The sequence below is a fragment of the Streptomyces sp. MUM 2J genome (genome assembly GCF_022414535.1).
Taxonomy (GTDB): Bacteria; Actinomycetota; Actinomycetes; order Streptomycetales; family Streptomycetaceae; genus Streptomyces.
The window spans coordinates 18,117-32,346 of record NZ_JADWYM010000008.1 but is presented as its reverse complement, the minus strand read 5'-3'; the positions used below and the strand labels follow the sequence as shown (position 1 = coordinate 32,346).

Here is a 14,230-nt window from a genome sequence, read left to right as displayed (position 1 = left end):
GACGGCACGGGGCCGTCCGCCCGGGAGGCCCTTTGCACCAGCCCCACCGTGCGATCACCGCACGGAAGCAGCCGCGGAGGGCCGGTGTCCGGCCCGCCGTGCGCGAGGGCCGGACACCGGTCCAGTTCCGTCCCGTCGCTCCCCGACCTCATCCGAGGGGGTACGTCCTTCCGTGGTGACCAGCACAAAGCGCCACAAGCCCGACCGGCGCACCTATGTTCTCGACACCAGCGTCCTGCTGGCCGATCCCAACGCCCTGAACCGCTTCGACGAGCACGAGGTCGTGCTCCCGATCGTCGTGGTCACGGAGCTGGAGGCCAAGCGGCACCATCCCGAACTCGGCTACTTCGCCCGGCAGGCGCTGCGCCTGCTGGACGACTACCGGGTGCGGTACGGCCGCCTCGATTCCCCCATCCCGATCGGGGACCTCGGCGGGACCGTACGGGTCGAGCTCAACCACTCGGATCCCAGCGTGCTGCCCACCGGCTACCGCCTGGGCGACAACGACTCCCGCATCCTCGCGGTCGCACGCAACCTCCAGGCCGAGGGGTTCGACGTCACCGTCGTCTCGAAGGACCTGCCGCTGAGGATCAAGGCGTCCTCGGTCGGTCTGCTCGCCGAGGAGTACCGGGCCGAACTCGCCATCACGGAGAACTCCGGCTGGACGGGCATGTCCGAACTCACCCTTCCGGGTGAACAGGTGGACATCCTCTTCGAGGAAGGACACGTGTACGTCCCCCACGCGGCCGACCTGCCCGTGCACACCGGCCTGACCATCGAGTCCGAGCGGGGCAAGGCCCTGGGCCGGGTCACCGCCGAGGGCAACGTCCGCCTCGTGCGCGGCGACCGGGAGGCGTTCGGCATCAAGGGCCGCAGCGCCGAGCAGCGCATCGCACTGGACCTGCTGCTCGACCCGGACGTCGGCATCGTGTCGATGGGCGGCCGGGCCGGCACCGGCAAGTCGGCGCTGGCGCTGTGCGCGGGCCTGGAGGCGGTGCTGGAGCGCCGCCAGCACCAGAAGGTGATGGTCTTCAGGCCTCTGTACGCCGTCGGCGGGCAGGAACTCGGATACCTGCCCGGCAGTGAGGCCGAGAAGATGAGCCCGTGGGCGCAGGCCGTCTTCGACACGCTCTCCGCGGTCACCAGCCGCGAGGTCATCGAGGAGGTCACCGCGCGCGGCATGCTGGAGGTCCTGCCGCTCACCCACATCCGGGGGCGCTCCCTGCACGACGCGTTCGTGATCGTCGACGAGGCGCAGTCGCTGGAACGGAACGTGCTGCTGACCGTTCTGTCCCGGGTCGGTGCCAACTCACGGGTCGTCCTCACCCATGACGTGGCACAGCGGGACAATCTGCGGGTGGGCCGCTACGACGGTGTCGTCGCCGTCGTGGAGAAGCTGAAGGGGCACCCGCTCTTCGCGCACGTCACCCTCAACCGGTCCGAGAGGTCCCAGATCGCCGCACTTGTGACCGAAATGCTGGAGGAAGGGCACATCTGAGCGGCCTGACCGGCTCTGTCAAGTTCACAGGGGTTACGCGTCAGTTGGCGCCGTCGGACGAAGGAAGCGAGCGTAGTCCGGCGGCGCCTTCGCGCGTGGCGTTTCTCCGAAATCCCCAGGGCCAAACGGGATGTGAGCTTTCACACGCAACGCAGAATTGCCTTGCGGCATCGGGTTGCGGCAGAGTCTCACTCCTGTCAGGCCCCGCATACGACACAGCTGTGCCCCCAGCGGTACGGCACACCAGAAGAACCACCCAATTCCATACTGATCGTCGTATGCCGCCCGAGCACCACGCGGCTCTCCCGTGCCGGGAGTTGCCCACCGGGCCCGCGCCTTCCGTGACCCGCAGTTGGGGAGGCCAGTGCCAGGGGCACGATTGCGTCCGCCAGGGTCACCGAAGCGGGCGATGCTGGAAGGAAACCGTGTGAGCCGGATTTCGGTCCGGGGATTCGCAGTGGCCTCGGCCACCGCGGTCACCGCTGTCGGAAGCGTCGTCGGCGTTGCCTCGGGCAGCACCGCCGCCCAGAACAACGACGCCGAAGCGGCGGCAGCCGACGCGACACTCCTCGCGGACATACCCGCCGGCGAGCAGGCCCAGGTGCAGACCGCGTCCCTGACGCAGCAGGCCGACGCTCAGGCCATCGCCGCGGACGCCACCGCCAAGAAGGACGCCGAGGAGGCGGCCCGCCGGGCGGCTGCCGAGACCGCGGTCGCGAAGAAGAAGGAGGCCGCCGAGAAGGCGGCCGAGGAGGCCAAGGAACGCGCCGAGGCCAAGCTGGCCGCCAGCCGCAGCTCCGCCGACTTCCCCGTCCAGAGCTCCTACAGCATCGCGCAGATCCAGTCCATGGCGCGCCAGGTGGTGTCGAGCGGCCAGTTCCAGTGCTTCAGCAACATCGTGAACCACGAGTCCAGCTGGAACTACCGGGCCGTCAACCCCTCCTCCGGCGCCTACGGCCTCTTCCAGGCCCTGCCCGGCTCCAAGATGTCCTCCGCCGGCGCCGACTGGCAGACCAACCCGGCCACCCAGATCAAGTGGGGCCTGAACTACATGAACAGCCGGTACGGCAGCCCCTGTGCCGCCTGGTCGTTCTGGCAGGCCAACCACTGGTACTGAGGAGCCCCCGGCAGCCCCGGGACCGCCTCCCGCGGCGCCGTTCTCAAACCGTGCGCAGCCCCTCCCCGTCCTAGGGGGAGGGGCTGCGGCCGTGTGATCGTCCGCACGCCCTGTACCGTCTGAGGCAGACGACTCCTGGGGGGAGTGGTGGGGAGAGACGGGGGAAGAGGACGGATCATGTCTCGAGTGCCAGGGTGGCTCGGTCGGCTCGGTGCCGGGCTGACCGAGATGGGCGAGCGGCTCGACGAGCGACGCGCCGAGGTCGAGCGGGAACACACCGAGCCGGAGCCGGTACCGCCGCCCGAGCACGTGGTGCCCCCGCCGCCGGACCACACCCCCGCGGTCGCCGACCGCCCCGACCCCGCGCGGGCGGTCCCCTGGGGCGTCCGGGTCGCCGCCGAGGCCGGCTGGCGGCTGCTGGTCCTGGCGGGCACGGTCTGGGTCCTGATGCGGGTGATCAGCGCCGTCCAGCTCGTCGTCCTGGCCTTCGTCGCCGCGCTGCTGATCACCGCGCTGCTCCAGCCGACGGTGGCGCGGCTGCGGCGGGTCGGTGTACCGCGCGGGCCGGCCACGGCGCTCACCGCCATACTCGGCTTCGTCATCATGGGCTTGATCGGCTGGTTCGTGACCTGGCAGGTCATGGAGAACATCGACAACCTCTCCGACCAGGTCCAGGACGGCATCGACGAGCTGCGCAAGTGGCTGCTCAACAGCCCCTTCCACGTCACCGACAAGCAGATCAACCAGATCGCCAAGAACCTGCGCGACGCGATCGGCGCCAACACCGACCAGATCACCTCCGCCGGGCTGGAGGGTGTCCAGGTCGTCGTCGAGGCGCTCACCGGCATCCTGCTGGCCGTCTTCTGCACGTTGTTCCTCCTCTACGACGGCCGGCGCATCTGGGAGTGGACGCTGAAGCTGGTCCCCGCCGCCGCCCGGCCGGGCGTGGCCGGTGCCGGACCGCGTGCCTGGGCCACGCTCACGGCGTACGTGCGGGGCACGGTGATCGTCGCCCTCATCGACGCGATCTTCATCGGGCTCGGCATCTACTTCCTGGACGTGCCGATGGCCGTCCCGCTCGCCGTCTTCATCTTCCTGTTCGCCTTCATCCCGCTGGTCGGCGCGGTCGCCTCCGGTGCGCTCGCGGTGGTCGTGGCGCTGGTGACGCAGGGCGTGTTCACGGCCGTGATGACGCTCGTGGTCGTCCTGGCGGTGCAGCAGATCGAGGGGCACATCCTCCAGCCGTTCATCCTCGGCCGGGCCGTTCGGGTCCATCCGCTGGCCGTGGTGCTGTCCGTGACGGCCGGCGGCATGGTGGCGGGCATCGGCGGCGCGGTGGTCGCCGTGCCGCTGGTGGCGGTGACCAACACCGTCGTCGGCTATCTGCGGGCCTACTCCCGTGGACCCGCCCTGCGACAGTCCCCGCCCCCGAGGGGCGCCACCTCCTCGGACGCGGCCCCCGGACCGGCACCGGTGGCGGGCACACCGGTGGCGGGGGCAGCAGCAGCGGGGGACGGGTAGGCAGCGTGCCGGTCACCGAGCGGTAGCCGCACCGGCTCGGACCGGACCGGCCCGCAGTGCCGGTGTGCCGCAGGTCGCGTCGGGCGGCCGGCGGGGCGTCCGCGGGGCGGGGCGTCCGCGGCCGGGTGACGGGCCGGAGCCCGTGGCAGGTCTTGGCAGGTCTCAGGCGGGCGGCGGTCCGTCGACGTTGAACGTGGACGGACCGGTGCCCGCCCGGATCACGAGTGCCTCGGCGGGCTCGGCGGACGGATTGCCCTCGCGGTGCACCGTTCCCGCCGGTACCCGGAGGAAGTCGCCGGGGCGGGCGGTCACGCTCTCGGCGCCGTCCGGGCCGAAGTCGACGCGTATCGCGCCGGACAGCAGGTAGACGACGGTCTCGTACGCGCCGTGGTGGTGCCAGCCGGAGACCGTGCCCGGCTCGGTGCGCACCAGCCCCGACCACATGCCGTCCGTGGCGAAGGCCTCCTGCCGCTCCATCCCCGGCGTCCCGGGTCCCGGACGGCGCTCGTCCGCGGCGACCACGGTGACCCGGTCCGGACGGCCGGACGGCGTCCGCCGCTGCGTCTGCTCCTCGGGTCCGTTCATGGCCGGCCTCTCCTGGGTGACGCTGGCTTCCCCTCTCCCAGCGTAGTGCCGTACGGGGAGGGGGCGGCGGCACGCGGCGTCCGGCAGGGCCGTCGCGGCGCGCCGCCGCACGACCCGGGCACGTCCGCGACGAGGGGCGCGTCCCGGCCCGCGGAGCACCGCACCGGACGTTGCGGGCCGGGGTGAGCGGTCCCCGGTCACGCCGGTCGCGCACGTGGGGTCGGAGGGACGGCAGCGGCCCCCGTGCGCCCGGAGGGTGGTCGGGCGTACGGGGGCCGTGGCGGGGCCGGGAGGGTTACTCGGCCGACTCGGCCAGGACCGCCTCCGCGTCCAGCGTCGCGCCGACCGCCTGGATCACCGCGGCGATCTTGAACGCCTCCTGGACGACCTCGCGGTCGAGGCCGGCCTTGCGCAGGATCTGCTCGTGCGACTCCAGGCACATGCCGCAGCCGTTGACCGCGGAGACCGCGAAGGACCACAGCTCGAAGTCGACCTTGTCGACGCCGGGGTTGCCGATGACGTTCATCCGCAGGCCCGCGCGCAGGTTGCCGTACTCGTGGTCCGACAGCAGGTGGCGGGTGCGGTAGAAGACGTTGTTCATCGCCATGACCGCGGCGGCGGCCTTGGCCGCCGTGTAGGCCTCCGGCTTGAGGCTGGCCCTCGCCTCCGGCTCCAGCTCACGCAGCACGATCGCGGAGCGTGAGGCGATGGCGGTCGCCAGCACGGTGCCCCACAGCTGCTGCTCGGGCAGGTCGGAGTTGCCGATGACGGAGCCCAGGTTGAGCTTCAGGTCCTTGGCGTAGTCCGGTACACGGGCCTTGAGGCTGTCGAGGGACATGCGTCACTCACCGGCCAGCAGCGCGACCGGGTCGAGGGTCTCGTCGCCCTTCTTCCAGTTGCACGGGCACAGCTCGTCCGTCTGGAGCGCGTCCAGGACCCGCAGGACCTCCTTGGGGTTACGGCCGACGGAGCCCGCGGTCACCATGGAGAACTGGATCTCGTTGTTCGGGTCGACGATGAAGACGGCACGCTGCGCGAAGCCGTCCTCGTCCTCGATGCCGAGGTCGCGCATCAGCTCGTGCTTGGAGTCCGCCAACATCGGGAACGGCAGGTCGCGCAGGTCGTCGTGGTCCTTGCGCCAGGCGTGGTGGACGAACTCGGAGTCGCCGGAGAAGCCGAGGACCTGGGCGTCGCGGTCGGCGAACTCGTCGTTCAGCTTGCCGAAGGCCGCGATCTCGGTGGGGCACACGAAGGTGAAGTCCTTGGGCCAAGCGAAGATCACCTTCCACTTGCCCTCGTAGGTCTTGTGGTCGATCTTCTCGAACTCCTTGCCCGTCTCCAGCGAGACACAGGCCGTCAGTTCGAACTCGGGGAACTTGTCACCGACAGTGAGCACGCGCTCTCCTTGCAGCGGGGAAACACCGCTTTTGGCGGTGTTTCCCATGGGTTGGACGATGTTGATGTTGGCACAGGGTGCATTGATTAGTGAAATAGCTACACTCGGTCGTGTTGATCGGACGTAGCTATCAGTGAGGGTCGAGTGAGCATCGGCAGCAAGCGGCGGCAGCCCAGCCTTTCCCAGCTCCGCGCATTCGCGGCGGTGGCCGAGCATCTCCACTTCCGGGACGCGGCCGCCGCGATCGGGATGAGTCAGCCCGCCCTCTCCGGTGCCGTGTCCGCACTGGAGGAGACACTCGGTGTCACCCTCCTGGAGCGTACGACGCGCAAGGTGCTGCTCTCGCCGGCGGGCGAGCGGCTCGCGGTACGGGCGAAGGCCGTGCTCGACGAGGTGGGCGCGCTGCTGGAGGAGGCGGAGGCGGTCCGGGCGCCGTTCACCGGCGCGCTGCGGCTCGGGGTGATCCCCACGGTCGCCCCCTACCTGCTGCCGACCGTGCTCGGGCTCGTCCACGAGCGCTACCCCGACCTCGACCTCCAGGTGCACGAGGAGCAGACCGCCAGCCTCGTCGACGGGCTGCACAGCGGCCGCCTCGACCTGCTGCTGCTCGCCGTGCCCCTCGGCGTGCCCGGCATCGCCGAACTGCCGCTGTTCGACGAGGACTTCGTCCTCGTCACGCCTCTGGGCCACCGGCTGGGCGGGCGGGAGGGCATTGCCCGCGAGGCGCTGAAGGAGCTCAACCTGCTGCTGCTGGACGAAGGGCACTGCCTGCGCGACCAGGCCCTGGAGATCTGCCGGGAGGCCGGACGCGAGGACGCCCCGGTCACCACCACGGCCGCCGGGCTGTCCACGCTCGTGCAGCTCGTCGCCGGCGGTCTCGGCTGCACCCTGCTCCCGCGCACGGCCCTGAGGCTGGAGACCACTCGCAGCAGCGGGCTGCTCACCGGTTCCTTCGCCCATCCGGCGCCGACCCGGCGGATCGCCCTGGCCATGCGGACGGGCGCGGCGCGCGGCGCGGAGTACGGGGAACTGGCCGCCGCGCTGCGCGAGGCGATGGAGCCGCTGCCGGTGCGGGTGCTCGGCACACCCTCCTGAGCGCCTTTCCCGAAAGCGCTCCCAGCGGTCAAATGGTCACCGCACACAGATCGTTTGCGCAGCCGGACGTCTCAACTTCCGTCAGGTAGCGGCAGGTAGGGAACAATCGGCCGAACTCCGCCTCCCCGTTGATACACATGCCCCCTCGGAGTGACGCGTCAGGCGTGTGTGCGAAGTCCAAGGGGAGTGATGGCGGGCATCGGGGAGGGAACTCGGGGCCGCCTCGGCCAGATCGGGTACGACGTCCTGGCCGGGGCACTGGCCGGGTGCGCGCGCGAGGAGTTCACCGGCGCGCTCCGGGTGTCCGGCTCGCCCGGCGGAACCTTCCACTTCAGGGACGGGCTCCTCGTGGCGGTCGAGTCGCCCGGAGCGCCCGGCCCCGACGCGCTGCTGCTGCGCTCGGGCCGGATCAGCGCCGAGGAATGGGCCGAACTGGTGCGGCAGTCCGGCGGTTCGAGCTGGCCGGCCGATGCGCTGGCCGCGCACGGTCTGGCCGGTGCCGCGCAGCTGCGCCTGGTGTGCGCGCTGGCCCTGCGGGACGCCGCCTTCGCCGTCGTCGCGGGACGGATCGGTTCCTTCGAACGTGTCGACGGCGTCGCCCCCCGCGCGCCGCTCACCGTCGGTGAGCCGCCCGCGCGGGTGCTGGAGGAAGCGGTCCGCCGGCTGGCCGCCGTCGTCGCGCTGCCCTATCCCGTCGGTCCCGAACGTGAACGCCCCGTGCCGGCGCAGCTCTCCCGCGCCGGCTACCGGCTCGGCATGCTCCAGCGTGAGCTGCTCACCCATGCCGACGGCCGTCGCACCGCCCGCGACCTGGCCTTCCGTACGGGGCGGGCGGTGTACGCGGTGACCGTGGAAGTCGCCCGGATGCTCGGTGAGGGGCTGCTGGAGTGCCCCGACGCGCCTCTGCCGATACCGGTCCGGCTGCCGCCGGGATCCCGGGGCGTACAACCCCGGGATCCCGCCCCGCCGTCGGTGCCGCCGTGGCGGCCCGCCGGGCCGACGGCGCTGCCACGCCGCCGGCCCGGGGCGAGCGGCATCACCGAGACACTCAGACCGCGCCGCGGGGTCGCGGCGGACTCCGCCGACCCACCGGGACCGCTCCCCGGTGTCCCCGGTGTCCCCGGTGTCCCCGGTGTCCCCGCCGGGGACGAGCCGGACGAGCTGGCGTCGCGGCGGACCGGGGCGAGCTGGAAGGAGTTCTTCCGGCTGCGGAACACGACCGCGCAGTAAGGGCGCGCGACCACCACAGGAACCACCACATGAACCACCACGCCGAGCGCGTGCGAACAGAAAATTCGGGAGTTGAGCCCATGGACCACAAGGCCCTCGCGCTGGAGATGCGCGGCCTGCGCGAACAGGTGACGGGGATCACCGACACGGCGGTGGCAGCCGCCGACGGGCTGCTCATCGCGGCCGACACCGCCGACTCCATCGACCCCGAGTCCCTGGCCGCGCTCGCGGCGGCGGGGCTGGGGCTGGCCCGGCGCACTGCGAGCGTCACCGACCGCGGGACCCTCAGCCGCACGGTGACCTACGGCAGCCACGGCTGCGCGGCGTTCTACGCGGTCGGCGACACGGCGCTGATGGTCGTCCTCGGAGACGAGGGCATGGACGTCGACCGCCTGCACCGCGCGAGCCGTCCGCACTTGGACCGCATCGGCGCGATCCTGACCGCCCCCGCCCCCGAAGGAGTGTGACCCGATGGCCACCAAGCGTATGTCCCCCGGCTTTTCCGACCAGGTGATCGGCCTCGTCAAGTCCCTGCGTGCGGAGGCGCCCGACTGCGTCGCCGCGGGGGTCGTCGACATGTCCACCGGGATGCTGCTGTCGTACGAGACCGTCGACAACCACCCGCCCGAGGTGCTGGACCTGCTCGCGGGTGCCACGCTCGACCTGTTCCAGGGGCGCACGGTCGTCATGATCGAGGACATCTTCAAGGAACGCCGCGGCATCAGCTCCGAGAACCACTTCTTCCAGGAGATCCTCGTCAACAGCGAGAACCTCACCCACCTGTTCGTCCGCCTGAACGAGCAGCAGGACGTCATCGCGGTGGTGGTCTGCCGCAAGTCGGTGAACGTGGGCATGCTGTTCGCCCAGGTGCGGAGGGTGGTGAAGGAGTACACCCTCTGACGGCGGGCGGGCCCGTCACCCCGTGGGGTGGCGGGCCCGCGGCTCACTCCGTGCGCAGGCCCTCCGGGCGCATCAGGCGCAGCAGCGGCGGCAGGCTGAGCAGGGTCACCGCCAGGACCACGCCCGCGCCGATCCCGGACATCGCCAGCACGCTCGCCCAGTCCACCCGCACCGGGGTGGCGGCCATCCGCAGCAGCAGCGCGCCCAGCCCGAGACCCACCGCCGAGGCCAGCAACAGGCCCAGCGCGATCGGGATCGCCGTCTGCCACAGCACCGACAGGCTCAGCGTGCGCCGCCGGGTGCCGAAGGCGACCAGGGACGACAGCAGCTTCCGGCGCTCGCGCAACTGCTCCAACTGCGCCACCAGCAGACTCGCGCCGATCAGCCCGAGCACGCAGGCGGCGCCCACGAACAGGCCGGTGCGGATCGAGGCGAACCTCGTGGACTCCCTGGTGGACGACCACAGTGTCGCGTCCGCCATCGGGTCGATCCCGGCGGTCGTGTTGCGGACGTACTCCTCCGCGTGCGGCACCGACCGGTCGAGCCGCAGATAGAGCTGGGTGGTGGCCCGTTCCGCGGCGCCGGGAGGCAGCGCGGCCGGCGTCATCATCAGGCCGCCCCTGCGGAAGCCGAGCAGCCCGTCCACGGACGTCCCGTGCCGGAGCGTCCCGGGAACCTTCCAGGCGATCGCCTCGCCGGGGGAGCCCTCGTAGGACGGATCGAGGTACAGGGTGCGGCCCGGCCGGGCCAGCGAGGTCCAGGACTCGTCGGGCTCGGCGCCGGTCACCGCGAAGACGTCACCGTCGTGGCACGAGGGCAGCGCCGCCAGCTCGCGCAGGGCCGTGCAGTCCCCGATGGTGAGCGGAACGCCCTGATCGGGGTCGAGGCGCCGGTCGCCGACATCGATGCCGGAGAGCTGGGTCACCGAGCGCACGCCCTCGGTGGAGCGGAACCTCCCGGCGGCGCCGATGGCGCCGCGGTCCAGGGACACCTGCATCTGGGCACGCCGGAGGTCCTGGCCGGTGGGCTGGGAGTAGTCGCCCTCGACCCCGGAGAACAGCATGTGCAGCGCGATCGCCCCGGCCACGGCCACCGCGATGCCGTTGACGGTGCGGGCCGCCGTTCCGCTGCTCAACTGCAACCGGCGTACGGCCAGTTGCCAGGACAGGCCGCCGGTGCCGAGCCGGCCGACGACGGCCTCCACGGCCCACGGCAGCAGCGCGGTCACCCCGACCAGCAGCAGCATGACGCCGCCGATCACCAGGTACTGGTTGAAGTAGCCGTTGTCCCGGCCCTGCCCGAGCATCGGGTAGAGCATCGCCAGGCCGGCCAGCGGCAGCAGCAGCCGCCACCACAGCCGGCGGCGCGCGGGCTTCGCCGTGCGCACCACGCCCAGCGGTTCGATGACGACACCGCGCAGGGTGAACAGGGTGACCAGTACCGACGCCGCCGGTACCGCGACGGCCACCAGCAGGGCGAGCGCGGGGGAGGGGGTGAGGTAGCTCGGGAAGGCGCTCACGCCCATCAGCTCCACCGAGCCGGCCGCCTGACGTGCCATCAGGAAGAACCCGGCGCCGAGGACCAGGCCGAGCAGGGAGCCGCCGAGCGCCTCGCCGGCCGCGATCCGCCGGGTCGTGCGGCTGTCGGAGCCGACCAGGCGCAGCGCGGCGAGTCGTCGGTCGCGTCGTTCGCCGCCGAACCGCACCGCGGCGGCGATGAACACGGCCACCGGCATCAGCAGCACGGTGAACACGACCAGGATCAGCATGATCAGGACCGGGTCCGTGCGCTCGGCGGTCACGGCGACGGTGTCGCCGAAGGCGGTGATGCGGGCCACCGAGCCGCGGCCGAGGCGCGCGGACAGCCCCTCGGCGCCGGCGTAGTAGGACAGCTCGTGGGAGCCGACCAGGCCGGGTTCGCCGATGGTGCCGCTGATCCGGTAGGGCAGGCGCTCGCGCAGCAGCTTGCCGTCGCGGGAGGCGAGGAGGTCCTTCAGGGCAGGGGAGACGACCATCTCCCCGGCTCGGGGCAACCGGTCCACGCCGGGCGGCCGGGGCGCCCGCGGGCCCTCCGGCTCCAGCAGCCGGCCGCGCACGTCCCGATCGCCGAACATCGTGTTGGCGTCCGCGACGATCAGCGTGTTGTCGGCCTTCGGCCGGTCGGGCTGGCTGAAGGTGTGGTCCGCCCGGGCCTTGTCGCGGTCGTGCCGCACCGCGAGCGCGTTCGGGACAGCGGTGCTCAGCAGCAGCAGGGCCACGCCCAGCCCGACGCCGACGGCCGTCAGCAGGGCCCGGGTCCAGCCCTCCCGCCCGCCGCCGAAGGCGAACCGCACCCCCATGGACAGGTCCCGCGACCACTGACGGACACTCATACGGCCCGCTCCATGTCCCGGGACCTGCCGTCCCGCACGACGATCTCGCGGTCGGAGTAGGCGGCGACCCGCGCCTCGTGGGTGACGAGGACGACGGCGGTGCCGCCCGAGCGGGCGGCGTCGGTGAGCAGTTCCATCACACGCTCGCCGTTCAGGGAGTCGAGCGCGCCGGTCGGCTCGTCGGCGAAGACCACCCGCGGGCCGGTGACCAGGGCGCGGGCGACGGCGACCCGCTGGCCCTGCCCGCCGGAGACCTCGCCGGGCCGCTTCCTGCGCAGGTCGTCGACCTCCAGCCGTTCCATCCAGCCCACCGCGGTCCGTTCGGCCTCCCTGCGGGAGACGCCGTTCAGCCGGAGCGGCAGGGCGACGTTCTCCACGCAGGTCAGCTCCGGCACCAACTGGCCGAACTGGAAGACGAACCCGAACTCGGAGCGGCGCAGCGCGCTGCGCTGGGCGTCGCTCATGGTCGCGAGCTCCCGCCCGGCATAGGTGATCGACCCCTCGTCGGGGGTGACGATGCCCGCCAGGCAGTGCAGCAGCGTCGACTTGCCGGACCCGGAGGGGCCCATGACGGCGACGACCTCGCCGGGGTGGATGGAGAACTCGGCGCCGTCGAGGGCGACGGTGGGACCGTAGGCCTTGCGCAGGCCCTGGGCCGCGAGCAGGGAACCGGCGGGGGCGGTCACGGGGACACCACCGCCTGCCGCAGCTTGTCGAGGCGGGCGGCGGTCAGCTCCAGCCAGCGCAGGTCGGCTTCCAGGTGGAACAGGGCGTGGTCGCAGATCAGCTGGTCGGCGAGGTCGCCCTTGCGCTTGCGGTCGGTGAGGATGCGCATGCTGCGCAGGTGCTCGGCACGCTGGGTGTCGAGGATGTCGGCCGCGTCGCGGTGGGTGAGCAGCGCCAGGACGACCTTGGTGTACAGGGCCGACTGCAGGTAGGGCTCGGGCTTCTCCGGCGTGCCGAGCCAGCGTTCGACGTCGGTGACGCCGGCCTCGGTGATGGCGTACCGCTTGCGCTCGGGACCGTCGCCGGCCTCGATGCCGTCGACCTCCACGAGCCCGTTCTTCAGCAGGCGGGACATCGTGGAGTAGACCTGGCCGTAGTGCAGCGGCCGGTCGTGACCGAATTTCTCGTCGAAGGCCCGCTTCAGGTCGTAGCCGTGGCGTGGCCCGGACTCAAGGAGTCCCAGAAGGGTGTGACCGATGGACATGGCACGACTCTACGCTCCGTGTATACATCGCGTGTATACGCGGAGTGCGCAGCCCGTGGCGTGATGTGTGGAGCGGCAGGTCGGAGCCGATTGTCACGGTTCCGAAACAGGCGGACGCCCCCGCCGCGGCAGGGGGCCGGTGTCCCGCGGCAGCCGTCCGGCCTCCGCCAGCGCCCTGCGCAGCAGGAACTCGATCTGGGCGTTGGCCGAGCGCAGCTCGTCCCCCGCCCAGCGGGCGAGCGCCTCGTACACCAGCGGGTCGAGCCGCAGCAGCACCTGCTTGCGCTGCTGCGGCCGACGGCGCGGGGCCGCCCCCTCGGACTCGGACGTCACTGGTAGAGGGTCCCCGCGTTGAGGACCGGCTGCGGGGCGCGGTCCCCGCACAGCACCACCATCAGGTTCGACACCATGGCCGCCTTCCGTTCCTCGTCCAGTTCCACGATGTCCTGTTCGGCTATCCGGGCGAGCGCCGCCTCCACCATGCCGACGGCGCCGTCCACGATCTGCCGGCGCGCCGCGACGACCGCCCCGGCCTGCTGCCGCTGGAGCATCGCGGAGGCGATCTCCGGCGCGTACGCGAGGTGCGTGAACCGCGACTCGATGATCTGCACGCCGGCCGCCTCGACGCGCGCGTGGAGTTCCACGGCGAGCTTCTCGGTGATCTCCTCGGCGTTGCCGCGCAGTGACAGGCCCTCCTCCTCGTGCGCGTCGTAGGGGTACTCGATGGCGATGTGGCGCACGGCCGCCTCGGTCTGCGTGCTGACGAACTCCAGGTAGTTGTCCACCTCGAAGGTCGCCTGGGCGGTGTCGTTCACCTTCCACACCACCACCGCGGCCAGCTCGATGGGGTTGCCGTACGCGTCGTTGACCTTCAGGACGGCGGTCTCGTGGTTGCGCACCCGGGTGGAGATCTTCTGGCGCGAGGTGAAGGGGTTGACCCAGCGCAGGCCGTCCTGCCGGACCGTGCCCCGGTAGCGGCCGAAGAGCTGCACGACCCGCGCCTCGCCCGGCGCCACCATGTTCAGCCCGCGCATCGCGATGATCGCGGCCAGGAGCAGCAGGACGCCGCCCACGGCCAGGCCGGCCTTCGCGCCCGCGGCGGCGACGGCGGAGGAGGCGATGAACGACGCCACCGCGGCCAGCAGGCCGAGCAGGCCCAGGAGCAGGGCCAGTCCGCCGCCGATGCTCTGCGCGGCGAACTCCCGCACGCGTGGTGCGGGCATCTCGGGTATGTCGGCGTTCTTGGTCATGGGATCCCCCCGTTTCATGCTTGCATGCAACTAGCTAAGTGATAACACTTTTCCCGG

15 protein-coding genes are annotated in these 14,230 nt (G+C 71.8%); 7 read left to right on the top strand and 8 right to left on the bottom strand.

Going from position 1 to position 14,230, the window contains the following annotated elements; all coding sequences use genetic code 11:
- The first annotated feature begins 172 nt into the window (after positions 1-172).
- From I3F54_RS10260 to I3F54_RS10250, 3 genes are all read left to right on the top strand, one after another.
- Positions 173-1,498 carry a PhoH family protein gene (locus tag I3F54_RS10260; RefSeq protein ID WP_240118358.1) on the top strand — a complete coding sequence of 442 codons (1,326 nt, stop codon included), beginning with the start codon at positions 173-175 and terminating at the stop codon, positions 1,496-1,498.
- A gap of 427 nt (positions 1,499-1,925) precedes the next feature.
- Positions 1,926-2,615, top strand: a complete 690-nt coding sequence (locus tag I3F54_RS10255) for a transglycosylase SLT domain-containing protein (RefSeq protein WP_240118357.1) — start codon at positions 1,926-1,928, stop codon at positions 2,613-2,615.
- A 177-nt stretch (positions 2,616-2,792) separates the two neighbouring features.
- Complete coding sequence (locus I3F54_RS10250; RefSeq protein WP_240118356.1) at positions 2,793-4,136, top strand: AI-2E family transporter; 1,344 nt, start codon at positions 2,793-2,795, stop codon at positions 4,134-4,136.
- Between the two features lie 162 nt (positions 4,137-4,298).
- Here the strand turns inward: I3F54_RS10250 and I3F54_RS10245 are convergent, their stop codons facing one another.
- From I3F54_RS10245 to I3F54_RS10235, 3 genes are all read right to left on the bottom strand, one after another.
- Positions 4,299-4,721: a cupin domain-containing protein gene (locus tag I3F54_RS10245; protein ID WP_240118355.1), complete on the bottom strand. Its 423-nt coding sequence runs from the start codon at positions 4,719-4,721 to the stop codon at positions 4,299-4,301.
- 295 nt (positions 4,722-5,016) lie between these two features.
- A complete protein-coding gene (locus tag I3F54_RS10240) occupies positions 5,017-5,559 on the bottom strand; it encodes an alkyl hydroperoxide reductase (RefSeq protein ID WP_240118354.1) in 543 nt (180 codons plus the stop codon).
- Positions 5,560-5,562: 3 nt separating this feature from the next.
- The gene (locus I3F54_RS10235) at positions 5,563-6,117 is read right to left on the bottom strand and encodes a peroxiredoxin (RefSeq protein ID WP_240118353.1); all 555 of its coding nucleotides are present in this window, start codon (positions 6,115-6,117) and stop codon (positions 5,563-5,565) included.
- 150 nt (positions 6,118-6,267) lie between these two features.
- On the opposite strand from I3F54_RS10235, the gene I3F54_RS10230 reads away from it, so the two are divergent.
- The 4 genes from I3F54_RS10230 (at position 6,268) to I3F54_RS10215 (ending at position 9,342) form a co-directional block, all read left to right on the top strand.
- The gene (locus tag I3F54_RS10230) at positions 6,268-7,212 is read left to right on the top strand and encodes a LysR substrate-binding domain-containing protein (protein WP_240118473.1); all 945 of its coding nucleotides are present in this window, start codon (positions 6,268-6,270) and stop codon (positions 7,210-7,212) included.
- Between the two features lie 189 nt (positions 7,213-7,401).
- A complete protein-coding gene (locus I3F54_RS10225) occupies positions 7,402-8,442 on the top strand; it encodes a DUF4388 domain-containing protein (protein WP_240118352.1) in 1,041 nt (346 codons plus the stop codon).
- Between the two features lie 80 nt (positions 8,443-8,522).
- Positions 8,523-8,909: a roadblock/LC7 domain-containing protein gene (locus I3F54_RS10220; protein ID WP_240118351.1), complete on the top strand. Its 387-nt coding sequence runs from the start codon at positions 8,523-8,525 to the stop codon at positions 8,907-8,909.
- A gap of 4 nt (positions 8,910-8,913) precedes the next feature.
- Positions 8,914-9,342 (top strand): hypothetical protein, encoded by a 429-nt coding sequence (locus I3F54_RS10215; protein WP_240118350.1) that lies wholly within the window; start codon positions 8,914-8,916, stop codon positions 9,340-9,342.
- A 43-nt stretch (positions 9,343-9,385) separates the two neighbouring features.
- Here I3F54_RS10215 and I3F54_RS10210 read toward each other — a convergent pair whose 3' ends face one another.
- The 5 genes from I3F54_RS10210 to I3F54_RS10190 form a co-directional block, all read right to left on the bottom strand.
- Positions 9,386-11,713 (bottom strand): ABC transporter permease, encoded by a 2,328-nt coding sequence (locus I3F54_RS10210; protein WP_240118349.1) that lies wholly within the window; start codon positions 11,711-11,713, stop codon positions 9,386-9,388.
- Entirely contained in the window at positions 11,710-12,399 is a 690-nt protein-coding gene (locus tag I3F54_RS10205) for an ABC transporter ATP-binding protein (RefSeq protein ID WP_240118348.1), read from the bottom strand. Before I3F54_RS10205 ends, I3F54_RS10210 begins: the two co-directional genes overlap by 4 nt.
- Positions 12,396-12,923 (bottom strand): PadR family transcriptional regulator, encoded by a 528-nt coding sequence (locus I3F54_RS10200; RefSeq protein ID WP_240118347.1) that lies wholly within the window; start codon positions 12,921-12,923, stop codon positions 12,396-12,398. Before I3F54_RS10200 ends, I3F54_RS10205 begins: the two co-directional genes overlap by 4 nt.
- A gap of 93 nt (positions 12,924-13,016) precedes the next feature.
- The gene (locus I3F54_RS10195; protein WP_240118346.1) at positions 13,017-13,256 is read right to left on the bottom strand and encodes a hypothetical protein; all 240 of its coding nucleotides are present in this window, start codon (positions 13,254-13,256) and stop codon (positions 13,017-13,019) included.
- Entirely contained in the window at positions 13,253-14,173 is a 921-nt protein-coding gene (locus tag I3F54_RS10190; protein ID WP_374205886.1) for an SPFH domain-containing protein, read from the bottom strand. Before I3F54_RS10190 ends, I3F54_RS10195 begins: the two co-directional genes overlap by 4 nt.
- Between the last annotated feature and the right edge of the window lie 57 nt (positions 14,174-14,230).

Bases quoted from the DNA above. Each gene is read 5' to 3' on its own strand.
- I3F54_RS10250 (WP_240118356.1), top strand. From the start codon at position 2,793: ATGTCTCGAGTGCCAGGGTGGCTCGGTCGGCTCGGTGCCGGGCTGACC.
- I3F54_RS10245 (WP_240118355.1), bottom strand. From the start codon at position 4,721: ATGAACGGACCCGAGGAGCAGACGCAGCGGCGGACGCCGTCCGGCCGT.
- I3F54_RS10240 (WP_240118354.1), bottom strand. From the start codon at position 5,559: ATGTCCCTCGACAGCCTCAAGGCCCGTGTACCGGACTACGCCAAGGAC.
- I3F54_RS10225 (WP_240118352.1), top strand. From the start codon at position 7,402: ATGGCGGGCATCGGGGAGGGAACTCGGGGCCGCCTCGGCCAGATCGGG.
- I3F54_RS10220 (WP_240118351.1), top strand. From the start codon at position 8,523: ATGGACCACAAGGCCCTCGCGCTGGAGATGCGCGGCCTGCGCGAACAG.
- I3F54_RS10215 (WP_240118350.1), top strand. From the start codon at position 8,914: ATGGCCACCAAGCGTATGTCCCCCGGCTTTTCCGACCAGGTGATCGGC.
- I3F54_RS10210 (WP_240118349.1), bottom strand. From the start codon at position 11,713: ATGAGTGTCCGTCAGTGGTCGCGGGACCTGTCCATGGGGGTGCGGTTC.
- I3F54_RS10200 (WP_240118347.1), bottom strand. From the start codon at position 12,923: ATGTCCATCGGTCACACCCTTCTGGGACTCCTTGAGTCCGGGCCACGC.
- I3F54_RS10190 (WP_374205886.1), bottom strand. From the start codon at position 14,173: ATGACCAAGAACGCCGACATACCCGAGATGCCCGCACCACGCGTGCGG.